This is a genomic window from Bacillus sp. NH11B, from assembly GCF_001884205.1.
In the GTDB taxonomy this organism is placed as follows: Bacteria; Bacillota; Bacilli; order Bacillales; family Bacillaceae_G; genus Bacillus_A; species Bacillus_A proteolyticus.
On sequence record NZ_MAOG01000068.1, the window covers coordinates 1 to 24,980 of the forward strand.

General features: G+C 36.7%; 30 protein-coding genes. 12 read left to right on the forward strand and 18 right to left on the reverse strand.

Features of this window, described 5'->3' with window-relative positions:
- On the reverse strand, positions 1-338 hold a 338-nt coding region (locus BAU27_RS10970; RefSeq protein WP_071770892.1), incomplete at its 3' end, for a hotdog fold thioesterase.
- Positions 339-435: 97 nt separating this feature from the next.
- On the opposite strand from BAU27_RS10970, the gene BAU27_RS10975 reads away from it, so the two are divergent.
- Entirely contained in the window at positions 436-1,179 is a 744-nt protein-coding gene (locus BAU27_RS10975; protein ID WP_071770893.1) for a DUF3298 and DUF4163 domain-containing protein, read from the forward strand.
- A gap of 50 nt (positions 1,180-1,229) precedes the next feature.
- Entirely contained in the window at positions 1,230-1,823 is a 594-nt protein-coding gene (locus BAU27_RS10980; protein ID WP_071770894.1) for a biotin transporter BioY, read from the forward strand.
- A 45-nt stretch (positions 1,824-1,868) separates the two neighbouring features.
- Here BAU27_RS10980 and galU read toward each other — a convergent pair whose 3' ends face one another.
- A complete protein-coding gene (galU, locus tag BAU27_RS10985) occupies positions 1,869-2,756 on the reverse strand; it encodes a UTP--glucose-1-phosphate uridylyltransferase GalU (protein WP_071743948.1) in 888 nt (295 codons plus the stop codon).
- A gap of 152 nt (positions 2,757-2,908) precedes the next feature.
- Positions 2,909-4,633 carry a phospho-sugar mutase gene (locus BAU27_RS10990; RefSeq protein ID WP_071770895.1) on the reverse strand — a complete coding sequence of 575 codons (1,725 nt, stop codon included), beginning with the start codon at positions 4,631-4,633 and terminating at the stop codon, positions 2,909-2,911.
- Between the two features lie 143 nt (positions 4,634-4,776).
- On the opposite strand from BAU27_RS10990, the gene cdaS reads away from it, so the two are divergent.
- Positions 4,777-5,382: a sporulation-specific diadenylate cyclase CdaS gene (gene cdaS, locus BAU27_RS10995; RefSeq protein ID WP_071770896.1), complete on the forward strand. Its 606-nt coding sequence runs from the start codon at positions 4,777-4,779 to the stop codon at positions 5,380-5,382.
- 146 nt (positions 5,383-5,528) lie between these two features.
- Here the strand turns inward: cdaS and pepA are convergent, their stop codons facing one another.
- The 4 genes from pepA to BAU27_RS11015 all read right to left on the reverse strand — a co-directional run bounded on the left by pepA (position 5,529) and on the right by BAU27_RS11015 (position 8,702).
- Complete coding sequence (gene pepA, locus BAU27_RS11000; RefSeq protein ID WP_071770897.1) at positions 5,529-7,013, reverse strand: cytosol aminopeptidase; 1,485 nt, start codon at positions 7,011-7,013, stop codon at positions 5,529-5,531.
- 154 nt (positions 7,014-7,167) lie between these two features.
- Entirely contained in the window at positions 7,168-7,794 is a 627-nt protein-coding gene (locus BAU27_RS11005) for a 3D domain-containing protein (protein ID WP_002156546.1), read from the reverse strand.
- Positions 7,795-7,881: 87 nt separating this feature from the next.
- Positions 7,882-8,199: a YuiB family protein gene (locus BAU27_RS11010; RefSeq protein ID WP_000027018.1), complete on the reverse strand. Its 318-nt coding sequence runs from the start codon at positions 8,197-8,199 to the stop codon at positions 7,882-7,884.
- Positions 8,196-8,702, reverse strand: a complete 507-nt coding sequence (locus tag BAU27_RS11015; protein WP_071743944.1) for an NUDIX hydrolase — start codon at positions 8,700-8,702, stop codon at positions 8,196-8,198. The genes BAU27_RS11010 and BAU27_RS11015 overlap by 4 nt, the downstream gene beginning before the upstream one ends.
- Before the next feature lie 316 nt (positions 8,703-9,018).
- Here BAU27_RS11015 and BAU27_RS11020 point away from each other — a divergent pair, with 316 nt between their 5' ends.
- Positions 9,019-10,065, forward strand: coding sequence for an FUSC family protein (locus BAU27_RS11020; protein WP_071770898.1), 1,047 nt, complete (start codon positions 9,019-9,021; stop codon positions 10,063-10,065).
- A 302-nt stretch (positions 10,066-10,367) separates the two neighbouring features.
- Here the strand turns inward: BAU27_RS11020 and BAU27_RS11025 are convergent, their stop codons facing one another.
- Complete coding sequence (locus BAU27_RS11025; RefSeq protein ID WP_071770899.1) at positions 10,368-11,576, reverse strand: NAD(P)/FAD-dependent oxidoreductase; 1,209 nt, start codon at positions 11,574-11,576, stop codon at positions 10,368-10,370.
- Positions 11,577-12,041: 465 nt separating this feature from the next.
- Between BAU27_RS11025 and BAU27_RS11030 the strand changes: the two genes are divergently transcribed.
- The 3 genes from BAU27_RS11030 (at position 12,042) to BAU27_RS11040 (ending at position 15,255) form a co-directional block, all read left to right on the forward strand.
- Positions 12,042-13,031, forward strand: coding sequence for an NAD(P)/FAD-dependent oxidoreductase (locus BAU27_RS11030; protein WP_071770900.1), 990 nt, complete (start codon positions 12,042-12,044; stop codon positions 13,029-13,031).
- A gap of 183 nt (positions 13,032-13,214) precedes the next feature.
- The gene (locus BAU27_RS11035) at positions 13,215-13,691 is read left to right on the forward strand and encodes a GyrI-like domain-containing protein (RefSeq protein ID WP_071743940.1); all 477 of its coding nucleotides are present in this window, start codon (positions 13,215-13,217) and stop codon (positions 13,689-13,691) included.
- Positions 13,692-14,007: 316 nt separating this feature from the next.
- On the forward strand, positions 14,008-15,255 hold the full coding sequence (locus BAU27_RS11040; RefSeq protein ID WP_071770901.1) for an MFS transporter: 1,248 nt from the start codon (positions 14,008-14,010) through the stop codon (positions 15,253-15,255).
- A gap of 17 nt (positions 15,256-15,272) precedes the next feature.
- Here the strand turns inward: BAU27_RS11040 and BAU27_RS11045 are convergent, their stop codons facing one another.
- Positions 15,273-16,154, reverse strand: a complete 882-nt coding sequence (locus BAU27_RS11045) for a helix-turn-helix domain-containing protein (RefSeq protein ID WP_071770902.1) — start codon at positions 16,152-16,154, stop codon at positions 15,273-15,275.
- Between the two features lie 80 nt (positions 16,155-16,234).
- Between BAU27_RS11045 and BAU27_RS11050 the strand changes: the two genes are divergently transcribed.
- The gene (locus tag BAU27_RS11050) at positions 16,235-16,696 is read left to right on the forward strand and encodes a 2-thiouracil desulfurase family protein (protein ID WP_071770903.1); all 462 of its coding nucleotides are present in this window, start codon (positions 16,235-16,237) and stop codon (positions 16,694-16,696) included.
- A 28-nt stretch (positions 16,697-16,724) separates the two neighbouring features.
- Here the strand turns inward: BAU27_RS11050 and BAU27_RS11055 are convergent, their stop codons facing one another.
- The 7 genes from BAU27_RS11055 to BAU27_RS11085 form a co-directional block, all read right to left on the reverse strand.
- Positions 16,725-17,078 (reverse strand): YxeA family protein, encoded by a 354-nt coding sequence (locus tag BAU27_RS11055; protein ID WP_071770904.1) that lies wholly within the window; start codon positions 17,076-17,078, stop codon positions 16,725-16,727.
- Positions 17,079-17,184: 106 nt separating this feature from the next.
- Positions 17,185-17,823, reverse strand: coding sequence for an O-methyltransferase (locus tag BAU27_RS11060; protein WP_071770905.1), 639 nt, complete (start codon positions 17,821-17,823; stop codon positions 17,185-17,187).
- A complete protein-coding gene (locus BAU27_RS11065; protein WP_071770906.1) occupies positions 17,810-18,118 on the reverse strand; it encodes a hypothetical protein in 309 nt (102 codons plus the stop codon). Before BAU27_RS11065 ends, BAU27_RS11060 begins: the two co-directional genes overlap by 14 nt.
- 94 nt (positions 18,119-18,212) lie before the next feature.
- A complete protein-coding gene (locus tag BAU27_RS11070; RefSeq protein ID WP_071743933.1) occupies positions 18,213-18,401 on the reverse strand; it encodes a hypothetical protein in 189 nt (62 codons plus the stop codon).
- A gap of 127 nt (positions 18,402-18,528) precedes the next feature.
- A complete protein-coding gene (locus BAU27_RS11075; RefSeq protein WP_000573823.1) occupies positions 18,529-18,882 on the reverse strand; it encodes a HesB/IscA family protein in 354 nt (117 codons plus the stop codon).
- A gap of 41 nt (positions 18,883-18,923) precedes the next feature.
- Positions 18,924-19,790 (reverse strand): diaminopimelate epimerase, encoded by an 867-nt coding sequence (dapF, locus tag BAU27_RS11080; protein ID WP_071743932.1) that lies wholly within the window; start codon positions 19,788-19,790, stop codon positions 18,924-18,926.
- Positions 19,791-20,029: 239 nt separating this feature from the next.
- On the reverse strand, positions 20,030-20,269 hold the full coding sequence (locus BAU27_RS11085; protein WP_000595026.1) for a YuzB family protein: 240 nt from the start codon (positions 20,267-20,269) through the stop codon (positions 20,030-20,032).
- A 350-nt stretch (positions 20,270-20,619) separates the two neighbouring features.
- Between BAU27_RS11085 and BAU27_RS11090 the strand changes: the two genes are divergently transcribed.
- From BAU27_RS11090 to BAU27_RS11105, 4 genes are all read left to right on the forward strand, one after another.
- Positions 20,620-21,690, forward strand: coding sequence for an NAD(P)/FAD-dependent oxidoreductase (locus BAU27_RS11090; protein WP_071743931.1), 1,071 nt, complete (start codon positions 20,620-20,622; stop codon positions 21,688-21,690).
- A gap of 233 nt (positions 21,691-21,923) precedes the next feature.
- Positions 21,924-22,124, forward strand: coding sequence for an aspartyl-phosphate phosphatase Spo0E family protein (locus tag BAU27_RS11095; RefSeq protein ID WP_071748219.1), 201 nt, complete (start codon positions 21,924-21,926; stop codon positions 22,122-22,124).
- Between the two features lie 68 nt (positions 22,125-22,192).
- Positions 22,193-22,852 carry an ABC transporter ATP-binding protein gene (locus tag BAU27_RS11100; protein ID WP_071748218.1) on the forward strand — a complete coding sequence of 220 codons (660 nt, stop codon included), beginning with the start codon at positions 22,193-22,195 and terminating at the stop codon, positions 22,850-22,852.
- Complete coding sequence (locus BAU27_RS11105) at positions 22,836-23,630, forward strand: ABC transporter permease (protein ID WP_071770907.1); 795 nt, start codon at positions 22,836-22,838, stop codon at positions 23,628-23,630. Before BAU27_RS11100 ends, BAU27_RS11105 begins: the two co-directional genes overlap by 17 nt.
- Positions 23,631-23,680: 50 nt before the next feature.
- Here BAU27_RS11105 and phnA read toward each other — a convergent pair whose 3' ends face one another.
- Positions 23,681-24,022 carry an alkylphosphonate utilization operon protein PhnA gene (gene phnA / locus BAU27_RS11110; protein WP_000212734.1) on the reverse strand — a complete coding sequence of 114 codons (342 nt, stop codon included), beginning with the start codon at positions 24,020-24,022 and terminating at the stop codon, positions 23,681-23,683.
- A gap of 203 nt (positions 24,023-24,225) precedes the next feature.
- Positions 24,226-24,903, reverse strand: a complete 678-nt coding sequence (locus BAU27_RS11115) for a hypothetical protein (protein WP_071770908.1) — start codon at positions 24,901-24,903, stop codon at positions 24,226-24,228.
- Between the last annotated feature and the right edge of the window lie 77 nt (positions 24,904-24,980).

The following is a 24,980-nucleotide window of genomic DNA, read 5'->3' on the forward strand; positions in this document are numbered from 1 at the left end:
CATATTAAATCATCATTTTCATCAATGATACGAATATCCCAAACCATCGTTGAATTTCCTCTATGTATCGGTGTCCCGATTGCTGTTACGATTCCATCTTTCTTTGAGCGAATATGATTTGCATTAATCTCTAGACCGAAGCAAATACATTTCTCTTGATCAATTAAATTATATGATCCAACACTTGCTACCGTTTCTGCTAATGCAACAGATGCACCACCGTGTAAAAATCCAAATGGCTGGTGCGTGCGCTCATCAACAGGCATCGTAGCAACCACCTTATCTTCTGTCATCTCTAACAACTCAATTCCAAGTGAATCCATTAAAGTTTTTGACATATCGTTTCCCCCTTTTCCTCACTTTTAATTAAATGTATATTTTTACCTATTTACTTTCAAACTACCTATAACACTTATATAAGGAGGTTTCACCTAAATGAAACAGAAATTTTGTATACTACTGCTTATGTTCTCCTTGCTCACTATTGTACCAAATTGTGCACTAGCAGCCAAAGCATCTAACCTGACAATCGATGTTCAGACTGTAACGCAAAAAGGTAAGAAACCTTATATAGAATATCAAATTAATAGGCCTTCCTTTCACAACTTTTCTGACTCGAAATTTCAAAATAAGCTGAATTCCTATTACAAAAACTCTACTTCCAAATTTAAAAGTAAATTAGAAAAAGAAGCAAAGAAATATTATAAAGAAACAGAAGGATCTAGTACACCTTTCCATCCATACGTTGCAAATGTTGACTATAAAGTAGCTTTAAACAAACTACCTTTCCTAAGTCTATATGTGAATTACTATCAATATACAGGCGGAGCACACGGTCTTTATACGTGGAAGGCACATACATTTGATTTGAATGAGAGAAAATTATTACACTTAGACGACCTATTCCAACAAGAGGATAAATATAAAGAAATAATTCGCACAGAGATTGTAGGGCAAATTAAACAAAATGAAAGCATTTATTTTCCTGATGCAGTCGAAAAAGTAACGAGCGCGAAAAAGTTTCACTACTTTTTAGAGCCCGATAATCTCGTTATTTATTTTCCATTATATGAAATTGCTCCTTATTCAAGCGGAATCCCGCAATTTCGTATTCCATATACGTTGCTAAGAGACTATTTAAAGCCTTCTTATCAAAATATTTTGATTGACAACAAGTAAATATTTTCGCTACGATAATGTTAACCTAAAAACAACAGGAGGTTAACATTATGAGAAGATTTCATGTTTTAGATTTAGCATTAGCTGCCATGTTCGTCGCTCTTATGGCTATTGGTGCAAATATTGTATCTTGGGCACCATTCTTACAAATAGCGGGCGTTCCATTATCTATGCAACCATTTTTCGCAATTTTAGCAGGGCTTCTTCTTGGAAGTAGACTTGGCGCATTATCAATGACTGTTTACATGCTTGTTGGAGTAGCAGGTGCGCCAATCTTCGCTAACTTCAAAGCTGGATTTGGAGCACTTTTAGATCCTACTGGTGGTTTTATTATCGCATTTATTATCGTTGCTTACGTATCAGGAAAAATAGTAGAACAAAAAGAACGCCCAACATTCAGCACCTTTGCAATTGCTTCTTTCGCCGGAATCATTTTAACGTATATTATCGGTACTACTTACATGTACGGAGCAGTCAATATTTTCATGGGTGGTAATATGAGCTATAAAGCTGCTTGGATGATTATGATGTGGTTCGCAGTAAAAGATATTACATTTACAATTATCGGCGCTATTATCGCACCTCGCATATACTATGCTGTACGTCGCTCGGCTTATCAGCATTCTCATTCGACGATTTCATAATAAAAAAGGAGCTGTTCCTATAGGAACAGCTCCTTTTTTATTATATTAAGACTCTTGCTTCATTTGCTCGTCTAAAATTTTCTTCATCATTACTATCATATCATCACGTAATTCTTCGTGTTGCAATGCCATTTCAATTGTTGTTTGAACAAACCCTAATTTTTCACCAACGTCATAACGCTTTCCTTCGAAATCATATGCAAATACACGTTGAATTTCATTTAAGCTTTGAATTGCATCCGTTAACTGAATTTCGCCACCTGCTCCAACTTGTTGCTGTTCCAAGAACATAAAGATTTCAGGAGTTAAAATGTAACGTCCCATAATCGCTAAGTTTGAAGGCGCAGTACCTTGCGCTGGTTTTTCAACGAAATTACGAACTTGATAACGACGTCCCTCTTGCTCTAACGGATCAATAATTCCGTAGCGATGTGTTTCTGCTTCAGGAACAGTTTGTACACCAATAACAGAAGAAAGTGTTTTGTCATACTCGTCCATTAATTGACGTAAACATGGTTTTTCAGCTTGAACGATATCATCGCCTAATAATACTGCAAACGGCTCATCACCAATGAATTTACGCGCGCACCAAACAGCATGTCCTAATCCTTTTGGTTCTTTTTGACGAATGTAATGGATATCTACCATTTTAGAAGAAGCTTGTACTTTTTCAAGTAACTCATACTTTTTCTTCTCTAATAAGTTTTGCTCTAATTCAAATGCGTTATCAAAATGATCTTCGATAGAGCGCTTTCCTTTACCAGTAACGATAATAATATCTTCGATGCCTGATTTTACTGCTTCTTCTACGATGTATTGAATTGTTGGTTTATCTACAATTGGAAGCATTTCTTTTGGCATTGCTTTCGTTGCTGGTAAAAAGCGTGTTCCTAATCCCGCTGCCGGGATAATTGCTTTTCTCACTTTTTTCATGACAAATACCCTCACTTTTCATTCTAATTCTCTTAGTAAAGTGCAAATTTATAACACTCGCTCGTAATAATCCTCTACATCAAACAAAACTATAAGAAAAGAGGAGGCCGTTCTCCCTTCTCCTCTTTTCCTATCAGTAGCACTCTATTCTATTATAAACGATTCATAATATCTTCTTTAATAGTAAGTAACTTTTGTTCACTATTTTGTAAGGAATCATCTTGTACACCAAAGTAGAATTTAATTTTCGGCTCTGTTCCAGATGGACGTAAGCAGAACCAAGAACCATCTTCTAATTGATATTTTAACACATTTGATTTCGGTAAGTGAATCTCTTCCTTATTTCCATCTTGTAACGTTGTAATGATGCTTTCCTTATAATCCTCAACTGCAACGACTGTTAAACCCGCTACTTCTTTCGGAGGATTCCCGCGGAATGTTGCCATCATCTTTTGAATCTGTTCGGCACCGTCTTTTCCTTTTAACGTTAACGATACAAGGTCCTCACGGAAGAACCCATACTTCTTAAATACTTCTAACAGACCATCATATAACGTTTTACCTTGTGATTTGTAGTACGCAGCTACTTCACATGCAAATAGAACAGATTGCACCGCATCTTTATCACGGCAGAATGGACGGATTAAATAACCGTAGCTTTCCTCATAACCGAATTGGAATTCATATTGTCCGCTTTCTTCATACTGTTTAATTTTCTCACCGATAAATTTAAATCCAGTTAACGTATCAACTGTATCTAAACCGTATGCTTTTGCGATTGTACGGCCAATTTCAGACGTTACGATTGTTTTTAAAACAACACCGTTTTCTGGAAGCGTTCCGTTTACTTTCTTTTGTGATAATAAGTAATCAAGCATTAACGCACCTGTTTGGTTACCAGTTAACACTTGGAACTCACCATCGTGATTGCGAACTGCTACACCTAGACGGTCTGCATCAGGATCTGTTGCGATTAACACGTCTGCGCCTACTTTTTCACCGTCGCGAATTGCATACTCAAACGCTGCATGCTCTTCTGGGTTTGGTGATTTTACTGTAGAGAAGTTCGGATCTGGTAACTCTTGCTCTTTTACAACTGTTACATCTGTAAATCCAACTTCTTCTAAACCACGGCGTACCGAAATGTTTGATGTTCCATGTAATGGTGTAAAGACGATTTTTAAATCTTTTCCTACTTCTTTCACCATCTCTTTATTAATAATGACATTGTTCAATTCTGCCGCATATGCATCATCTACTTCTTGTCCAATTATATGTAATAAACCGTCAGCTTTTAATTGCTCAACATCAGCAACTTCAACTGTTAATTCATTTTCTACTGCATTTACGTAGCTAATTAACTCATCAGCTTCCTTTGGAGGCAACTGGCCACCATCTTCACCATATACTTTATAACCGTTATATTCGGGCGGATTATGGCTTGCCGTAAGAACGATTCCACTTGCTGTATGTAAATGACGAACTGCGAAAGAAAGCACTGGTGTTGGACGTAAGCTTTCAAATACATATGTTGTAATACCGTGTGCACCAAGCGTAGCAGCTACTTCCATTGCGAATTCAGGTGATTTATGACGAGAATCATACGCGACAACTACACCGCGTTTTTTCGCTTCTACACCTAATTTTTCAATAAACATAGCTAATCCTTTTGTTGCTTTACGAACTGTATATACATTTAAACGGTTCGTACCAGCACCAAGTTCACCACGCATACCACCTGTGCCGAACTCTAGATTTTTATAAAAGCTATCCTCGATTTTCTTCTCATCTTGCTTCATGTTTTCTAGCTGTTCTTTTAATTCTGCGTCTAATTCTGCATATGAAAGCCAGCGACTAAATTCTTGTTTCCAATTCATACTTCCATCTCCTCTCGCCTGTCATACCTTCATTATATGAAAAAAACAACCTGCATCTCAATATTTTTTAAAATCTAGCAGGATTTTACTATAAATTTTTGTGTACACTATGGTTAAATACTCCACCAAAGGGAATGAGGATTATGCAAGAATGGGGCTTGTCAGAAGAGCTCAAAATACAAACAAAACAAATGATTGAAATTGCTGAAAAAGAATTATCAATTATGAGACAAGCAATTGATAAAGAAGATGAATGTATTTTATGCAAAATGGAAGATATTCATCACATGTTAGCAAATGTACAAACATTGGCAGCTACATACTATATTCAGGCTTATTTATCACCTTATACGGAAAGCTCACAGTTTATCACAAGAGCTGTCCAACATTTAAGCGCCCGAAAGCACGGTGCCCTAATCGTTGTAGAGCGAAACGAGACACTCGAATCTTTCATTCAAACTGGTACAACATTAAATGCTCATTTAACCGCACCGTTACTTGAATCAATTTTTTATCCAGGTAACCCTCTTCATGATGGAGCCATTCTCGTGAAAAATAATCATATTGTCTCAGCTGCTAATATTCTTCCGTTAACGAAAAGTACAGATATTGATTCTGAGCTAGGAACACGTCACAGGGCAGCAATTGGCTTATCAGAAAAAAGTGATGCACTTATATTAGTTGTCTCTGAAGAAACAGGTCGTACTTCATTCGCTTTAAATGGTACGTTATATACGATTTCTTTATAAGGCGCATCTTTCACTATGTAACACTTTTTTTGAACAGTACAATAATAAATGAATGATATCGACTTACCGAAAAAATTGACAATAATCGTACCATGTCAATAATAAAAGGCTGCCTCAAAAAAATTTGAGACAGCCTTTTTCAAAAATTATTCTTCTCCAAAACGTTCAACAAGTGTTGCAAGTGTACGAACCATTGCACCTGTCGCTCCAGATGGGCCTAAATCATGCGCTCCTGTTGTTTCAGATGTTCCAGCGATATCTAAGTGTACCCATGGTGTGTCTTCAGCGAATTCACCTAGGAATGTCCCAGCCATAACCGCATGTCCTTCACGACCTGGTGAGTTATTTAAATCAGCAAATTTACTGTTTTTGACACGTTCTTTATCGCGCTCGAAAATCGGTAATTGCCAAATTGGCTCATCCGTTTCCATTGATGCTTCTAATACTTGTTCAAACAACTCTTCATTATTTGTCATCGCACCTGTTGTATGATTTCCAAGTGCAACAATTACACCACCTGTTAATGTTGCAACATCAACTAAGTAATTTGCACCAAGCTTCTTCGCATACGTAATACCGTCAGCTAACGCTAGACGACCTTCTGCATCTGTATTTAATACTTCGATTGTTTTTCCGCTCATAGATGTAATCACATCATCTGGCTTGAATGCAGTACCACTTACAACGTTATCCGTTGATGGAATTACAGCGATAACATTTTGCTCTGGGCGAAGTTCACCAATAATTTCCATCGCACCTAAAACAGCAGCAGCACCGCCCATATCGCCTTTCATGCCGACCATACCTTCACGTGGTTTTAAAGAGTAGCCGCCTGTATCGTATGTAATCCCTTTTCCAACGAATCCAATTACATCTGTCCACTCTTCTTTTCCTTTATAAATAAGAACGATCATTTTTGGTGGCTCTGTACTACCTTGGTTTACTGCAAGTAGCGCTCCCATACCAAGGTCTTCCATTTCTTCTTTCTCAAGAACTTTATAGTCCATATCGTATTTTTCCGCTAATTCAACCGCATACTCAGCAAGTTTTGTCGCTGTTAATACGTTTGGCGGCATATTTACAAGTGTACGAGCTGAATTTGTTGCACGTCCATGTACGTATCCTACTGTTAATGCAGCTTCAATTTCTTGTGCATCTTCTGCTGTAATAGCCGTGAACTTCTCTAGCTCTACACGTTCCTTTTTATCTGATTTATACGTTTGTAATTCATATGTACCAAGACCTTGTACTTCTGCTGCAATATGGGCAACATCAATCGCGTCTAACTTCTCTGTTACGAAAGAATCAAGTAAGATTGCTGCATCTTGTACTTTGGCTGCCTGTAGTGTTTTAAACGCCTTACCAAGAGCCGCACGTAATGTTTCCGTCGTATAAGATTCTTTCTTTCCTAAACCAACGAAATAATAACGTTTCACATTTGTTTTCCCTAAACTATGTACTTTTGAAATAGCTTTCTTCTTAGTAGAAAGTTCTTTCTCTTCTAGTAAAACTTGTAATTGTCCTTCAAACGCTTTGTCCAGTTCTTGTACAAAACTACTCGTTTGTTCTTCTTCAAATAAGGCAACAATCACCGCTTCATGGCTTGCTAATTCTTTTTGTACTTGAAACATGTTCAGACCCCCTAAATTTCTCTACTCTACCTTTATTATAACTTTATTTTCGATAAAATGCGACAATTCTAACTTCTGTTACATCCTTTATAATCCATCTTTCTGCCATTTCTTCTATTATAAAATAAAAAAGTCTAGCGTTATTACCACTAGACTATCTTTGCTTTAAATATTGGCCACGAAACACTTGCATCGTTTCGTCTTCATTTAACATCGTTAACTCTTCTTCTGTAAACTTACCATTTCCTACCTTAACTACATATACATTTACTTTTTTCTTACCCCATTGGCTATAAACATCTTTCACCGTATCATAATATAAATCGAGACGATTTCCTTTTATAGCACCGCCCTTATCAGCGACAACCCCATATCCGTAATCTGGCACGAATAGAATCGTTCCAATCGGGAATACACGTAAATCCGCAGCAATTGTAGAATATAAATCCCTTTTCGCTTTAACACCTGAATATGTAATACCATACTCTGGATGTCCTGGACTCTTACCAGTTGACTCCACTCCTGACGTATAACCAGTTGCAGTCATTTCAATTGAACGATATTTAGACCAGTCGTTTGCCTGCTCTAAAGCATTTATCACTTCTTTACTCGGAGCAACATTTCTCTTAACTTCTGCTGCATGTACTTCTTTTGCACTCGTTCCCTCATATTTCTTTACAATCTCTAATAAAGAAACTCCTGTGAAAGCATTCCATGTTACGCATAATGCGGATACAAGTAAACAAGTCATCATAATGCGAATACAATATCGTTTTAACATTTTTATATTCCACACTCCTTCATCGTTAATCATTCCCTATACAATGAAGGAATATGCAAAAAAAATAATCTCCAAATGAATTGGAGATTAAAACATTTGATATCCGCTTTTCCGAAGTTTCTTAATTACGATTCCTGCTAAAGCAGCACCTACTAACCCAGTAGATAGAATAAACATATCTGCTTGTCCTAAATGCGATACACTTGTCCCAAATGAAGAAAATGTTTCTTTTGGCTTTGAAAAATAATCCCACACACTCGCCTTATTAATAATAAGCATACAAACAATCGGATACACAATAACCATTACCCATGTCGCTCGCAATATCATGTTGAGTAAAAATCCAATTCCAAAAAACAAAATAAAAAATAACATCATTGAAATAAGTAGTACCGGTATACTCACTCTTTCTCCCTCTCCTTCTCATGCGCCGTAAATACGTGATAAGCCGTATAACCAAATTGCTCTCCTGGATTTAATGTTTTGTCCATTTCAAGATGAAATTCTGATTTTCTTTCTAACAAATATTTAATAAGTACAGACGTATTTGGATCGTCTGCAATCGTATCTGGATGTAGAAACGCTACTTCAGACAATTCCTTCTCCTGTACAATAATATTTTCCCCTTCAGGTTCCAAAAGGAAAATAATCATATTATCACTAATTTCATTGCGAATCACGCCCGATCGAACGCCAATAATTCCCTTCACATGAGCGACAATACCTGTCTCTTCTAACACTTCACGTTTCACAGCTTCATCAACCGTCTCACCTTCATTTACAAAACCAGCCGGCAAAGACCATTTCCCCTTTAATCCACTGTATTTCTTCTTAACGAATAGCCACCTGCCATCTTTTGTGGCTACTAGGCCACTAACAGCTAACCATACTTTCCCGCGCTTCCCCATGATGCAACCTCCTCTATTAGAGAGAACAGAATATTCTTTCTTTTTTATATATTATACTATATTTTTAAGTACACTGTGACTTTTCCTTTCTTAGAATAATGCCCCATTGCCACCAACTTAAAAAATTGGCATTTCCCTATATCGAAAAAAATGAGCCGAATTATTATAAATAACTCTGGAAAGATAAAATTTTCATTTTGGGGATACTTCAAAATATCAGCCTGATGGACATAGGTATCACCACATGTCCATGGATTAAAGAAAAAGCATATTATTAAACTGTGCCCTACTCTTTGGGTCGGAAGAGGTGCTATAGATGAATATAAAGGCATATAGGGCTCAACTGTTTTCTTGGTCTAAGGAGTCCAAGGTAGAAATAGTAGAACTCATTTCCGCTGGCATAGGTATGGCCGGACCTGTTCTGTTCGCCACATTTCTAGGCTATCCCGCTCTTGGTTTTGCTGCATCGGTCGGAAGTTTGGCAGTCAGTAGCGTGAAAGTCGGTTCAAGTTTTATAAATCACGGGGAAAAGTTGGCGTCAGCGCTCATATCAGTAGCACTCGCTGCAATTGCTGCTGGTCTCTCTTTCGGACAAGGCTACCTGACATTCGGAGTCTTGACCCTGCTGGTAATCCTTGCTACGTTAATTGGCGGATATAGTCGGGCTTTGGCCGTGGCAACAACACGCTTTGTCATATTCCTGATCATCATCCTCAATATGTTAGACCAGACGGAGTACCCGATGGCACTAATTTTTTCAATCTTAGCAGGAGCGATTTGGACCATCAGTATCAGCTTGGTACTAGGCATCTGGGTACACCGCTGTTTTAAATCATCGCTGGATGGAGCTATGAAAGGGCCAACATCGAAAAAAATCATTCTATGGTGGAATTCTCTTGCACACCTATCCAGTTGGCAATTCCCAATCAGGCTCGCATTATGTCTAGTTATTGCTGAGGGATTACGAATACTTTGGCCCGAGCACCACTTCTATTGGATTGCAATTACCGTAGCGATCCTTACTCAGCGGAAAATAGAATTCTTTCCAATCAAAACAACACAACGAGTGCTTGGTACAATAATCGGCGTGATTGTTGCGAGCTTGCTTCTCGCAACTAGTCTACCAATTTGGGGATTAGTTATAAGTATCGGTCTATTCGCAAGTGTTCGACCTCTTCTAAAGGTTCGAAATTACCTTGTATACTCTGCAACCATGATTCCGCTCATTATTTTGATCATGGAAGCCGGCAAGCCGTTCCAGTCTATCATTCTGTTCGACCGTGTATTTGCAACCCTTATCGGTGCAGTCATCGTGATTGCAGTGAACTTGATATTCAGTAGAGCGCTGGCGAAATCAGTGTAAAGGTGGTTATCTAGCGAAAGATGCTTTCATATTTTTCTCATTTTTTCCAGTTGAACAAAATCCCCTAAAATGAAAAAATACGCTATTCTTTCTGTATGATCATAAGAAAGAATGGCGTTTTTGTATGTCTATTTCTGTATCTGATAAATGACAATTATTTGTTAAATAACTATATAGAATGGAAGTATGAAGAAAACGAAACAGGGGCCTCACGAATCTGCATTTTCTTTCTTCGAAAACGTGTATTATACAAAAAAAAGCAGAAACAGCTCATAGCCGTATCTGCTTTTCTCCACTATATATTAAAATAACTTCAATTTACCTTTTTTAAGAACTAATAAAGGTCCACCTAATAAGAATAGGTAACGGTTATCAATAACTTTCTTCATGAAGGAAGCTTTCCAACCTGTTAACTTTTTGCCCATAACAACGCCCATTGCATCGTCATGACCTAAAGAACATACAGATCCTTTATTGTCGAATGCGAATGTTTTCATTTCGCCTTTGCCACGAACTAACACAGTTAAGTTGTGTGCAATGTTGTAACCTTGTTGAATTGCGATTTGTGCTGTTGGTGGGTATGGACGGTTAATTTCTTCGTTAATGATTAACGCTGCGTCACCAACCATGAATACATCTTCGTATCCTGGAGCGTGCATGTACTCATCAACTTTTACACGTCCGCGCATTGCTTCAAAGCCAGACTCTTCCACAATACCGTTACCACGAACACCTGCAGCCCAAACTACTGTTTCAGACTTAATTAATTCAGTATCATCACCATTTGCAACGATAATACCTTCTTCAGTTCCTTCTTTAATTGCTGTACCGATGCGGAATTCTACGCCTTTTTTCTCAAGTTGTTTTACAGCGTATTCTACTAATGCTGGATCAAAACCTGGAAGTGCTGTTGGAGCAGCTTCAACGCAGATAATACGTGCTTTTTCACGTGGTACATTGTACTGTTTGCAAAGTTCAGGAACACGGTTTGCAAGCTCACCTACGTATTCGATACCAGTAAATCCAGCACCACCAACAACGATTGTTACTAACTCATCGCGTTGTTCAGTTGCATATTTAGCGAAACTAGCTTCCATATGCTCACGAATTTGACGAGTTGCATTAATGTTAGCGATTGAGAATGCATGCTCTTTTAATCCTGTAATTCCGAATGTTTCTGATTCGAAACCAAGACCGATTACTAAGTAGTCATACTCTAACTCGCCGTCTTTTAAGATAATGCGTTTTTCAGCAGCTTTAATTTCTACTACTGTATCTTGTACAAAGTTCACTTTATTTGTATCGATAACGTCTTGAATATCTAGACAGATTTTTTCATCTTGTAATGTACCAGCTGCGCTCTCATGTAACCAAGTCGCTTGGTAGTGATAGCTGTTGTTGTTTACTAACGTAATTTCAGCTTCATTTACAGATAATGCTTTTTGCAGACGAACAGTCGTAATCATCCCGCCATAACCTGCACCTAAAACTACGATTTTTGGAGTCTTCACCAAATCACAACCCTTTTCTTTATATAATAGTAATGAAAAATAATACCAAGTACTAAAAACTCTATTTGTCAAGAATGTGGAATTTATCACATTCTATATCATAACAACACGCATTCAAAAAATCGTACGAAATTTGTCATAGAAATTTAACATAATACTTCCCTATATTAGTCGGTTTTATTCCAGAATTCAAGCACCTAGCGAATTATCAATATTTTAAAATAACATAGCGTTTTCAAGGGTTTTTCAGCCTTTTTTTCATGTATTTTCCTTTCCATCTATTTTATACAATTAAAAAAGCATCCATGCGAAAACTTACACATAATTCAGTCGTTTTCAGAAGTATTATAAACTCAAATATGCTATCATTTATTTGAAAGTGTCATCATTTGCAGGATTTTCGTGTACATATGAACAATATATGAAATCAATATCAAAATTCCATCATCTATAGGGGGAATGAAAGTGGCAGAAAATCAAAAAGTTTACGACATAACAATTATTGGTGGTGGTCCAACAGGACTGTTCACCGCATTTTATGGCGGTATGAGACAAGCAAGTGTAAAAATCATTGAAAGCTTACCTCAACTTGGAGGGCAATTATCCGCACTCTACCCTGAAAAATATATTTATGATGTAGCTGGATTTCCAAAAGTACGCGCACAAGAGTTAGTTGATAACTTAAAAGAGCAAATGAAGAAGTTTGATCCAACCGTTTGCTTAGAAGAAGCTGTTGATACTCTTGAAAAACAAGCTGACGGTATATTTAAACTTGTTACAAATAAACAAACTCATTACTCTAAATCTGTCATTATTACTGCTGGTAATGGTGCTTTCCAACCACGCCGCTTAGAATTAGAAGGCACAGCAAAATATGAAAAGAAAAACTTACATTATTTCGTTGATGATATGAATAAATTTGCTGGAAAACGTGTCGTGGTATTCGGCGGCGGTGACTCAGCAGTAGACTGGACGATGATGTTAGAACCAATTGCAGACAAAGTTACAATCGTTCATCGCCGTGATAAATTCCGTGCGCATGAACATAGCGTCGAAAGCTTAATAAATTCTCGTGCAGAAGTAAGCACACCGTACGTTCCAGTAGAACTCATTGGTGATGACACGATTGAACAAGTCGTTCTTCAGCACGTAAAAACTGAAGAAAAAATTATCATCGATGTTGATGACGTAATCGTAAACTACGGCTTCGTTTCTTCTCTTGGCCCAATTAAAAACTGGGGCTTAAACATTCAAAAAAACAGCATCCTCGTGAATTCAAAAATGGAAACAAATATTCCTGGCATTTATGCTGCCGGTGACATTTGTACATATGAAGGAAAAGTAAAACTCATCGCTTGCGGCTTTGGTGAAGCACCGACAGCAGTAAACAATGCAAAAGCTTACTTCGATCCAAACGCAAAACTCCAACCAATGCATAGCTCAAGTATGTTTTAATATAGAAATGAAAAGAACTCCTTTTACATGAAAGGAGTTCTTTTCATTTAGAGATTCCTAATCGAAATTCCTCCTTTTCCTAAATAAAATACATTTCAACTTAATAAAAAACACTACTACCTTCCAAAATATGTTACAATAAAACAGAACGTATGTTTCGTCCAATAAAGGGAGGTTTTATTAATGAAAGAACCAATCATAGTAACAAAAGAAGCTTTCCAAGCAATCGGCGTTTCGATTACGACGACAAACGAAAAAGAGGCATCTACTGAAGGAGAAATTCCAAAACTTTGGAATCGCTACTTCCAAGAACAAATCATGCATCACATCCCAAATCAACAAACAAAAGAAACATTCGCTTTCTACTCAAACTACGAATCAGATGAAACTGGTACATATCAATTTACAATCGGTATGCCCGTTTCTTCATTAGAAGACGTTCCTGAAAATATGACAACTTTAACAATACCTGCCGCGACATATGCGGTATTTACAACGAGAAAAGGCCCTGTGTCTGAAGTCGTGTGCGAGGCTTGGGAATATATTTGGCAATGGTCGAAAGAAAACAAACGTGCTTTTACAACAGATTTCGAACTGTATGATGAAAAAGCAACGGATCCAAATAACGTACAATTGGATATTTATATTGCTTTAGCTTAAAAAAGGTGCCCTTCGGCATCTTTTTTTGTCGTTAAATAGCCACTGTGCAAATCCAACATTATTGTCTACAATGAGAAAGTGCAGTATAGAAATATTAGAAACTGTATAAAGTGAAACTATACTCAGTGGGGGTTTTGTTCATCCCCCACTGAGTATCAGCCCTCACCAATCGGACGTTTACGAGCAGTTGGTCTCCCACCTAACTTCTTTGCTCGAGCCGAATTTTGAGGTGGGAGTTTTACTGCCCGTTAACGCGGGATAAAACGATTGTTAATAGGTTTTTTAGTCTAAATTTGGTACATAGAAAGGAAGCAATATGGAGGAACTACAACAACATAAATCTGCTTTAGAAGGAAGCGGAAAACCGTTATTAAAAAATACAAACTTCCTTTTTCTTTGGGCAGCTACTCTCTTTTCAAGTTTCGCTTTAGCCTTTTTTACTTTTTCACAAACATGGTACATAGCAAAAACATTAAACCTTGAGGCTTCACTCGGTATTGTTTTCGTGGCTCTTAGTGTTCCAAGGCTCATTTTTATGATTATTGGCGGAGCATTAGCTGATAAATTCCCGAAAAAAAACATTATGTTTTACTCAAATATTATTCGTGCTATTCTTGTCGCAACAATTCTCACTTGGTTCATCGTCGGTGATGTAACACTATATACATTTGCTTTGTTCGCTTTGTTCTTCGGACTTGCTGACGCTTTTTTCTGGTCAGCAGACGGCTCTATTCTGCCTGAACTTGTAGAAAAAAGCCGCTTAACACAAGCAAATTCACTTACTCAAATGACAAACCAAGCATCTGTCATTTTAGGACCTGTACTTGGCGGTATTCTCATTAAATTTACGAACTATGAAACAATTTTTTCAATTACAATTCTGCTACTCATTATCGCTGCCATACTCGTTCAAAAAATACAATTTACAGTACCCGAAAAAAATGAAACAGACAAAGGCATGTTTACTTCTATTAAAGAGGGAATTTCATATGTAAAAGAATCACCGTTTCTTTCAACTTTCCTATTATGTAGCGCCTTTTTAAATTTATTTTTAATCGGTCCGATGCAAGTTGGCTTCCCGCTCTTCGTCAAAAACGTTCTGCACGGTGACTCACTGCAGTTTAGTTACTTAGAAGCGGCTGTTGGCGGCGGGATGGCGATAGGAGCTGTCATTGTCGGATTAAAAAATATTAACCGCAGACGTGGTTTATTTTGTATTATCATGATGCTACTTTCTGGTGTATTCTTCCTATCCATCAACTTTAGCACTGTACTTTGGCAAGCATTATTAGCTGGAATGTTTTACGGTATTACAATCGCGATGGCAATCGTTCCACTTATGGCAATGATTCAATCCACAGTAAAAGAAGAAATGATGGGCCGCGTTATGAGTTTACTCATGCTTTCATCGATGGGGTTCATTCCGCTCTCTTATGCATTTACATCGATTGCACTTTGGGCAGGCATTCCAATTGTAACGATTATGAAAAGCGGTGCGATTGCTGTTATCGTCTTCGTACTATTTGTCGCGATTCGTGTTCCAGTTGTAAGAAAGTTTGATTAGCTACTTGGAGTCATGTATTATACGCATGGCTCCTTTTTAAACGGATCAAATAACGGTATTCCCTTACTCCTTCTCAAAGCTGCTCCCCATTCTAATCCAACCTCTAAAAATAAATCTCGGACTGTACTATACAAAAGTGCCCTAACGTCTTTACGAATTTCCCCATATTTATACGCTCTCACAACACTTTTCACGCGCCAAATTAAATTTCCATACACTTCTTCGTCAGCTAATATTTGCTCTAATAAAACACCTTGCTCTAGTAATCCACTCTTTTTATAAGCAAGTTCCACCTTACTCCAAAATATATTAATCTTTTTCGGATTACTCGTCATCGGCACCAGTGCGTATATAAATGGCTTCGGTATATCGTGACGACAATAGGTTTCATCAAGCTCATACGTTACGTTACTTTTCTCTTTTATTTGTGGAATGTTTTTAGAAAGAATTGTTTCCCGCTCATTTTTTTGCTCGTTTCCACTACAGCCATCTGCACAATCATCACTTTCACATGCGGACATTTTCATACGGTCATCCATGCGGTCAATTGCAGATCTAAGAAATACATATAAGTTTGCACTATATCCCCCGCGCTTATATCTTTCTTTTGTCGCAACACGCTTTATAATTCCTAGTTCCTCTAACTTTGCAATTGAGCGGCGTACTGTACGAATACTTTTTCCAACATTTGTAGCAATCGTCTCCATCAATGGACACGCAACTCCCACTGTTTTCTGTTTCTCATTCACTGCATACTTTCCTAAAAAATGAATAATGATAGCATCCGTTTTATTCAATTGAAATCGATAGCACTTCAAAACTTGTTTTTGATACGTATTAAACTCTTCTTTACTTCGAAATTCACTGTATGGTTTCATTAAATTATATAAGCTTCCCATTTTTATCACCTCACTTATAGGTAAAGAGCAGGAAGAGAAATTGGCGTGATATTTAATATTTTTTTAGTGGAGATGACAATATGATTATAATTAGCGCTTGTTTAGGTGGTATTGCTTGCCGTTATGACGGTAAGGATAATCTCGTTTCAAAAATAGAAGAGTTATTACAGAGGGAAGATACTATCCTTGTTTGTCCCGAAGTATTAGGTGGTTTACCTACACCACGCCCTTCTGCTGAAATTATTGGTGGGAATGGCGATGACGTTTTAGATGGAAAAGCAAAGGTAATGACAAAAGACGGTGAAGATGTCACAGAATCTTTCGTGAGTGGTGCTTATAAAGCTCTAGAACAAATAAAAGATTTACACCCAGAATATATTATTTTAAAAGAACGTAGTCCATCTTGTGGTAGTTCTACGATTTACACCGGAGAATTTAACGGCAATAAGCAAACTGGTTACGGGGTAACAACTGCTTTATTTAAAAGACACGGATTTAAAGTCATTTCAGAAGAGGAGTTTGAAAATACAAAAAGGAATTGACCCTGTTCGTCAATTCCTTTTTTCTGTCTTATTTCGCACCTAATTTTTCTTTCACTTTCGCTGGAAGTTCGTCTTTTTTCACTTCTTCCCAAGCTGTTACACCTTTTTTATCTGAGTGGTATAAGCGTAAGAATGCTTCTTTACGAAGATTTTTCACAGCTGTAAATTCTAACTCTTTTTCTTTACCTTCTTTATCAAATGCAGGTAACTTATATTGATAATCTTTATATGGTTCACCATTACTAGACTTACCATTATACTCTTTTCCATCTACTGTAATTTGAACGTAATACTCGTCTTTACCCATACGGTTAATATCACAACCAACTAACAAACTTGCAAATACAACTAAAATACTAAATAGTGCAATGTATCTTTTCATTTCCTTCACCTCATATGTTTTTTCTTATATTCTTATCTTAAAGCCCAGAGCTTAAAGAAGAAATTCAAAAACATGACATGAACATTACACTTTTGTAAGATAATAATTATTGCTTCACTTTAGAAACCGTCATCCCGTCACCAATTGGAATGAGTACAGATTCTAAATTCGGATGAGTTGCTACCACTTCATTAAACTTCTTCATAACTTCTGTATAACGTTTTGATTTCACACTTTCATCAGCTACACTACCAGCAGCTAAAACATTATCTGTAACAATTAATGCGCCTGGCTTAGCAAGTCGGATGCAGTATGTTAAGTAATTTTCATAATTCTCCTTATCAGCGTCGATAAAGAAGAAATCAAATCGCTTATTACCTGTGGCTAATTTTTCAAGACTTTGTAAAGCAGCACCAGTCATATACGACACTTGTTTTCCAAATCCCGCTTTATGTAAATTGCTGTGCGCTACCTTTGCATATTTCTCTTCTAGCTCAAGTGAAGTTAACGTGCCTTCTTCTCCAAAACCTTTCGCAAGACAAATTCCGCTATCCCCACCTAATGCACCTATTTCTAAAATATCTTTCGCTCCAGAAATGGAAACTAACATCGTTAAAAGTTTACCCGAAGAAGGTGATACCGATATCGGCGGCATTTCGTTTTCTTTTATGGAAGCAATCACTTCATCCAAAAGAACATCTTGACCACAAAATACAGAATCAATATAACGATTAATTTGTTTCATCAGGTGTAGTCCCTTTCTCTAGATCTGCCTTCTCATCTAACATAGGCGCTTCTTCCGTTTCACTCTCATGTATTTCAAATAGTTGTGTAAATTCATTAATAACCATATCAATTGCCTTTAATTCCCCGATTAAAATTTGCTGAATGGACTGGAATTCTGGCTCACTTAACTGTTGCTTAATCGTAGCACGCTTTAAATTCATCATTTCTAAAAAGGCAATCGCTCTCCCGCGGCGAAATGTTTTCGGCCCGCGATGATGAGATCCATCTCTCCCCCTTTGTATACAAAATGTCAAAAGAAAAAACCTTAAGGGAAATGAATTTTATAATTCATCTTCCGTAAGGTTTTTTCTTCTCTATCTCTTTACTGCCAATTTTTCTATGTACCTATTACCGCCAATAACGTCTTTCACGCCAGTTTCGCCACTTATCACGGATTTTATCAAGTAATTTCCCTATACCGTTTATTACACCTTCTATTATGCATTCTATTATAATATTTATCACAAGGTATCTTATACATCTAAAAATAGAACCTATAACGTACTTCAATACAAATTCAAAAATATCTTCCAGCATATATCTCCTCCTCTTTCTATCCTTCAATTATACTTGTAAGAAAGAGAACGATTAAAGCAAAATAAAAGACCTCCTTAACGATTTTATTCCATCGCTAAAAAGGTCTTTTTCTATTTCGGCCAAAAACTTAGCACTCTTCTGGCTTACCAGCATTCGACGCTGTACGGAAAGATGATCCGCATCCACACGATGCAATTGCGTTTGGATTGTCGATTGTGAATCCGCCGCCAAGCATCGATTGTTTATAATCAACTTTTACTCCTTTAACAATCGGAGCACTTTCTTTATCGATAACAAATTCAACACCGAAAAATTCAAGAACTGTGTCGTCTTCTTTTGGTTCTACTTCAAATCCTAAGCCGTAAGAAAGACCGCTACATCCGCCGCCGTGTACAGCAAGGCGCACGTACTTCTCTCCATCTTCAGCATCTTTTAACATATCTTTAATTTGAAAAGCTGCTTGCTCTGTTACTTCAATCATGAAATACACCATCCTTTCTGTTCTCGTTCTATTATACATCTTTACGCTTCTATCTTGTACTCATACACTCCGCGGCAAATTACTTCCGCAGGTCCTTTCATTAACACATTTCCTTCTTCTGTCCATGCAATCATTAAATCGCCACCTGCTAAGTGAACTGTAATTTCTTTACTACGTTCCATTTTTCCATTGAGAATTGCCGCAACTACAGCTGCGCATGCTCCTGTCCCGCAAGCTTGCGTTACACCAGATCCACGTTCCCAAACACGGAAATTCATTTCTTCATCATTCAAAATCTCGATGAACTCAACATTCACTCGCTCCGGGAACATTTCATGCGTCTCAAGAACTGGCCCTAACGTTGTAAGAGGCGCTTTTTCTACATCATCAACAAAGATAACCGCATGTGGATTCCCCATTGAAACAGCTGTAAATGCGTAACGGTGATTATTGTATAAGAAGTTTTCACGAATAAATGGTGTTTCTCCTTCACCAAGCATCGGTATCTCTTCGCGTGTTAAACGAGGTGCTCCCATGTCTATTTTCGCTAATGTAACTTTGTCATCTTCTACCGTTACTTCTGCCGTAACGATACCAGCTAACGTTTCAATTGTGAAAACTGTATCTTCTACTAGTTTATGCTCATACGCATATTTCGCTACGCAGCGTAAACCATTTCCACAGCTCTTCCCTTCTGAACCATCGTTATTAAACATGCGCATTTTTACTGGTGCCACATCAGAAGGACAAATTAAAATCATTCCATCTGCACCAATACCAGTATTAATATTTGAAACCTTTTCCGCTACAAGAGCTAACTCTTCTTCCCTAATTTGTTCCTCAAACATATTTACATATATATAACTATTGCCAAGACCATGCATTTTTGTAAAAGAAAATTGGCTCATTTTTATTCACTCCAAAAATAATTTATTATTTCAAGTATAAAATGCATGCTTTTAGAACACAATATGAATGTCCCCCGTTTCTCATATTTGACAACATTTTGGCGATAAGTCATTCTTACACAAATCGTGTAAGAAAAAAGCCCTTCTAAAAGGGCCTTTTTTTATTTATATTCCGTATTATCCTACCCTGCGAAATAACGTTTTATCTAATGAAAAAGGTGTTGCCGATTCGCAACACCTTAAAACATTGGATTTTCATCCAAATACTCATATACATTATTAACAAGTTCTTCTACTGTCGCACCTTGTACTACTTCACCATTCACAAGGGCAAATGGTCCTTCAAAACAAATACCACAATATCCTAAACAACCATACTCCATTACATCTAAATTCGGATCTTTTTCTAATTTCTCTAAAGCTGCTTGTGAACCACTCGCAAGGTTACCTACACAAAATTCAATTAATGGTTTAATCAAAATTCTCCCCCCTGTACTACAAAAAAATTACCTTCTGACTTCATCTATAAGAAGAAAACTAAGCTGTTTCTTGTTGTTTTCGTTACATATTCTAAACTATTTAGTTACTTCATTACTTCACTTCAAAGTAGATGACTGTTTCTATGTAACATGCTATTCATAATGAAATAGTAACTAGCAAATGAAAACAGTTTACTTTACTTTTCTTCTTATTGTACAACAGAGTATTCATTCATGCATTGTTATTTGTTCACAAATTCGATATAATTTGATTGAGTAAAGTCGAAATATTTTATTAATATAAAATTGTATGATTAGGGGATATTTCAACAGAAAAGGGGTAATCCATCATGAAACACCTCGTACTACTAGGTGGCGGCTACGGTGGAATGAGAATTCTGCAGCGGCTACTTCCAAACAACCAACTTCCAGATGATGTACAAGTGACATTAATCGACAAAGTACCATATCATTGCTTCAAAACTGAATATTATGCATTAGTTGCGGGTACAATTTCAGAAACGCATATTCGTATACCGTTTCCTGAGCACCCACGTCTCAATATTCAATACGGCACAGTAACAAATATTGACCTCGAAACGAAAGCCGTTCATCTCGATGGCGGTGAAACGATTCAATATGATGATTTAATTATTGGGCTTGGCTGTGAAGATAAATATCATAACGTTCCCGGGGCGAAGGAATATACACATAGCCTACAGTCAATTGAGCAAACACGTAAGACATATGAACAATTAAATAGCTTAGAACCAAATGCAACAGTAGCTGTCGTTGGGGCTGGTTTAAGCGGCGTTGAAGTGGCAAGTGAACTTCGCGAAAGCCGTTCAGATTTAAAAATCTATTTATTTGATCGAAAAGATAGAATTTTATTCCCGTATCCTGAAAAATTAAGTAGATACGTAGAAGAATGGTTTGTAAAACATAAAGTTAACATTATACGTAACTCTAACATTACAAAAGTGGAACCAAACATTGTATACAACCACGATGAGCCACTTGAGTGTGATGCAATCGTATGGACCGCTGGTATTCAAGCAAATGAAGTTGTTCGAAACCTTCCAGTTGAACAAGATGGTAGCGGACGGGTTGTTTTAACAAAATATCACAATATTCCAAATAACGAGCATGTTTATGTTGTCGGGGATTGTGCAGCACTTCCACATGCACCATCTGCTCAGCTTGCTGAAGGTCAAGGAGAACAAATTGTCCAAATATTATTAAAACGTTGGAATAATGAGCCACTTCCTGATGAACTGCCGGTTATAAAATTAAAAGGTGTTCTCGGTTCTCTCGGCAAAAAACACGGATTTGGTTTACTAGCAAACCAACCATTAATGGGGCGTGTACCGAGATTATTAAAATCCGGTCTTCTTTGGATGTACAAATATCATAACGGTTAATACTTTAAAGGCTGTCTACTATGTAGACAGCCTTTTTCTATTCATTTAAAAAAAATAACTTTATCAATATAATTTCATAAATTTATTTATTTTAATATAAAAATCTATAATTGGAAGTGTATACTATATGTAATAGTTATTTCATTTTATTATTTTCTTTAGGACCGAATACGTTCGGTCTTATTTTTTATGCTATAAGTACTACACATAATAGGAGGCATTTCATTTCACTTATGAACTTAACAAAACTAAATAATCGCATAGAAGTGAAAAAGAGGGAATTAATCCACCTCGTTGAAAAGTATGGATTTACTCACGATAAAGTCATTTCTCTCAGTCAAGACTTAGATCGCTTGCTAAACTTATTAACGAAGCTAACTTCCGTCTCAAGACGATCTAATCCTACAAAAAAAGAAAAAAGATGTTCCCTCTGAATAGACTTTATTTTTCTATTTTTCTCTCTTTTTGATACGATATAACTAGAATCAGAAAGGAGCAATTTATGTTTATATTAAAAGACATCAAATATAAAAATATTCTACACATTCCTTATTTACAAATTCAACAAGAAAAAATAACTTGTATTATCGGTGAGAGTGGTAGTGGAAAAAGCACATTACTTCGTATGTTAAATGATTTACAATCACCAACATCTGGAACAATTGAATATAATGGAAAATCTATTTTAGATTATCCTCCCATTCAATTACGACGTGAAGTTGTCATGCTCGGACAAACTCCACCTATTTTTGATGGAACAATTAAAGATAATTTATTAATGGGACTGCGCCTTTCTGAAAAGCCATTTCCAAATGACGATGCCCTGCGGGGCGCATTAACGACTGTTAGCCTAGATAAAAAATTAGAAGATAGCGCCTCTTCTTTATCAGGCGGTGAAAAACAAAGACTTGCTTTCGCTCGTATTGTACTAATGGACCCACCCGTCTATTTATTAGATGAACCAACTTCGGCACTAGATAGTGACACAGAACGACGCGTTATGAAACAATTCACTCTATTGGCAAGAGAAAAGAAAAAAACAGTTATCTTCATCACGCACTCACAACAACTTCCAGAAGAAATCGCAGACGATATTATTGAAATTAGTAAAACAAACGGTGCAACTAGAAAGGAAGTGCTCTCAATTGAAGGGCGTTATTGAACTACAAATTTGGCAACTTGCAGCTGCATATATTTTCATTCTTATTTTAATCGGGCTTGTGAAATTAAAAGGAATACCGCGTGAGAAACAAATTACAATTGCTACATTACGTATGACAATTCAGCTCGTACTAGTCGCATATGTCCTTACATACATATTTGAAAATAGTAATCCGTTTTATACAATAGCTCTCATTACTTCTATTACTACATTTGCGATTTTCAATATTTATAAACGAATTAATATTCCAATGTCAAAAGAATTAAAACGAGTAGCCGCCCTCTCCATGATTGCTGGATCAATTGGCCCTCTTCTACTATTTATCTTTGTTATTATCGGACACGATCCTTGGTATGCTCCGCAGTATATCGTTCCTATTGCCGGTATGCTAATCGGTAATGCTATGACAGGCATTTGCCTCGGGGCAAATACCTTTTTAAGCAGCATGAAATCACAAAGAGACCATATTGAAGGTGCACTTATGCTTGGGGCAACTCCAAAACAAGCAGCTGCCCCGCTCATACGGGACGCTTTCGATTCTGCTATTTTACCGACAATCAATTCTATGGTCGGAATGGGAATTATAAGTCTTCCAGGCATGATGACAGGACAAATTTTATCCGGTGTATCACCATTTACAGCTATCCAATATCAAATCGCAATTATACTTGGTATTTCTGGAAGTACAGCTTTCTCTGTTATTATCTTCTTGCAACTTGGATATAAAACGTTCTTTAATAAGCGGTGTCAGTTGAAAGAAGTTGAAGTCCAATCATAAAAAAGGCGCTCTGCAAGTTACTTACAGAGCGTCTTTTTTCTTTGCTAATCTTACGCCTTCTTAACGAACTGTGATTTTAACTTCATAGCTCCGAAACCGTCGATTTTACAATCAATATCGTGATCTCCTTCAACTAGACGAATACTCTTTACTTTCGTACCAATCTTTACAACTGAAGAAGTTCCTTTTACTTTTAAATCTTTAATTACAGTAACAGCATCACCGTCTTGAAGAACGTTTCCGTTCGCATCTTTTACAACTTTTGCACCTTCATTACTTTCAGCTTCTGCTTCTTTGCCCCACTCATGCGCACATTCTGGACATACGAAAAGAACGCCATCCTCATACGTGTATTCTGAATTACATTTTGGACAATTTGGTAAAGTAGCCATAAATTCATTTCCTCCGTTCATTATTTATACGTAAAAATCAAAATTGACGTTTACATCTCGATAAATAAAATTTGTATAGCATTTCTTTATACTGCCATAGTCTCGCGTTATTGACAAGCCTACCTCAAATTCTCATTTTTTATTGTATTTTACAAAATTTCAATTCGTATGGTGTTTTGTATTCACATTTTTCGTTAATTAGCTTATTCGACATGTACTTCTTCCATCCAACTACTTGTCTTAGAGCTCACTACTATTAAGTGCTCATTTTCCCATTTTAGTTTACCTAAAAATCTAGAGTAGACTACTTCATTCCCTACTTCTTCTACGAGTAATTTATTTACCACTCTTAGCCCTTTATCGTTATACACTTCACACATTAGCTGAAATCCTTCAGAACGATGAATTCCTTTTAATATAGCCGTTTTCTTTCGGCTTGGGCTCTTCTTCGGTGTTTTATCCACTAAGAATACAATCTCGTAATTCTCTTTCTCTATTTCTTGAAGCGCTTCATTCACATACTCTTTAATCATTTCTATTGATAGTGTTGAATATTTTTCAATAGCTGGTACGACATAGAGGTGAACTAACTCACAAAAATGCTTATATTTCTCCTCAACTGATTCCAGATTTAAAAATTGCATATAATCATAAGGAACGAATATACAAATCTCCCACAAATCCTCACATAATTCATAAGAAGTATCTTTATTAGGATTGGCTAGACAATATATATCAATATTTTCCACAGTTCCTAATCCAAGATTAAACCCACTTAATTTCTTTGAAAAAATCAATTCAAAAATTCTCATTTCGTGTAATCGATTATAATGTTTTTTAGGACGTTTCTTAGCCCAATCATAAAAATGAACATCCATCATACTACCTTTTCCTCCTAATATTATTTACTTTTCTAATATATAAAAAGAAGAACCTTCACAAGATTCTTCTTTTTAAA

Excerpts from the sequence above, each read along its gene's own strand:
- phnA (WP_000212734.1), bottom strand. The coding sequence starts at position 24,022 with ATGGCTACTTTACCAAATTGTCCAAAATGTAATTCAGAATACACGTAT.
- BAU27_RS11095 (WP_071748219.1), top strand. The coding sequence starts at position 21,924 with ATGAACTTAACAAAACTAAATAATCGCATAGAAGTGAAAAAGAGGGAA.
- BAU27_RS11055 (WP_071770904.1), bottom strand. The coding sequence starts at position 17,078 with ATGAAAAGATACATTGCACTATTTAGTATTTTAGTTGTATTTGCAAGT.
- BAU27_RS11090 (WP_071743931.1), top strand. The coding sequence starts at position 20,620 with ATGAAACACCTCGTACTACTAGGTGGCGGCTACGGTGGAATGAGAATT.
- BAU27_RS11100 (WP_071748218.1), top strand. The coding sequence starts at position 22,193 with ATGTTTATATTAAAAGACATCAAATATAAAAATATTCTACACATTCCT.
- BAU27_RS11020 (WP_071770898.1), top strand. The coding sequence starts at position 9,019 with ATGAATATAAAGGCATATAGGGCTCAACTGTTTTCTTGGTCTAAGGAG.
- galU (WP_071743948.1), bottom strand. The coding sequence starts at position 2,756 with ATGAAAAAAGTGAGAAAAGCAATTATCCCGGCAGCGGGATTAGGAACA.
- BAU27_RS11015 (WP_071743944.1), bottom strand. The coding sequence starts at position 8,702 with ATGGGGAAGCGCGGGAAAGTATGGTTAGCTGTTAGTGGCCTAGTAGCC.
- BAU27_RS11050 (WP_071770903.1), top strand. The coding sequence starts at position 16,235 with ATGATTATAATTAGCGCTTGTTTAGGTGGTATTGCTTGCCGTTATGAC.
- BAU27_RS11035 (WP_071743940.1), top strand. The coding sequence starts at position 13,215 with ATGAAAGAACCAATCATAGTAACAAAAGAAGCTTTCCAAGCAATCGGC.
- BAU27_RS11045 (WP_071770902.1), bottom strand. The coding sequence starts at position 16,154 with ATGGGAAGCTTATATAATTTAATGAAACCATACAGTGAATTTCGAAGT.
- BAU27_RS11060 (WP_071770905.1), bottom strand. The coding sequence starts at position 17,823 with ATGAAACAAATTAATCGTTATATTGATTCTGTATTTTGTGGTCAAGAT.
- BAU27_RS11070 (WP_071743933.1), bottom strand. The coding sequence starts at position 18,401 with ATGCTGGAAGATATTTTTGAATTTGTATTGAAGTACGTTATAGGTTCT.
- BAU27_RS11005 (WP_002156546.1), bottom strand. The coding sequence starts at position 7,794 with ATGTTAAAACGATATTGTATTCGCATTATGATGACTTGTTTACTTGTA.
- BAU27_RS10990 (WP_071770895.1), bottom strand. The coding sequence starts at position 4,633 with ATGAATTGGAAACAAGAATTTAGTCGCTGGCTTTCATATGCAGAATTA.
- BAU27_RS10975 (WP_071770893.1), top strand. The coding sequence starts at position 436 with ATGAAACAGAAATTTTGTATACTACTGCTTATGTTCTCCTTGCTCACT.
- cdaS (WP_071770896.1), top strand. The coding sequence starts at position 4,777 with ATGCAAGAATGGGGCTTGTCAGAAGAGCTCAAAATACAAACAAAACAA.
- BAU27_RS11115 (WP_071770908.1), bottom strand. The coding sequence starts at position 24,903 with ATGATGGATGTTCATTTTTATGATTGGGCTAAGAAACGTCCTAAAAAA.
- BAU27_RS11040 (WP_071770901.1), top strand. The coding sequence starts at position 14,008 with ATGGAGGAACTACAACAACATAAATCTGCTTTAGAAGGAAGCGGAAAA.
- BAU27_RS10980 (WP_071770894.1), top strand. The coding sequence starts at position 1,230 with ATGAGAAGATTTCATGTTTTAGATTTAGCATTAGCTGCCATGTTCGTC.
- pepA (WP_071770897.1), bottom strand. The coding sequence starts at position 7,013 with ATGTTTCAAGTACAAAAAGAATTAGCAAGCCATGAAGCGGTGATTGTT.
- BAU27_RS11075 (WP_000573823.1), bottom strand. The coding sequence starts at position 18,882 with ATGATTGAAGTAACAGAGCAAGCAGCTTTTCAAATTAAAGATATGTTA.
- dapF (WP_071743932.1), bottom strand. The coding sequence starts at position 19,790 with ATGAGCCAATTTTCTTTTACAAAAATGCATGGTCTTGGCAATAGTTAT.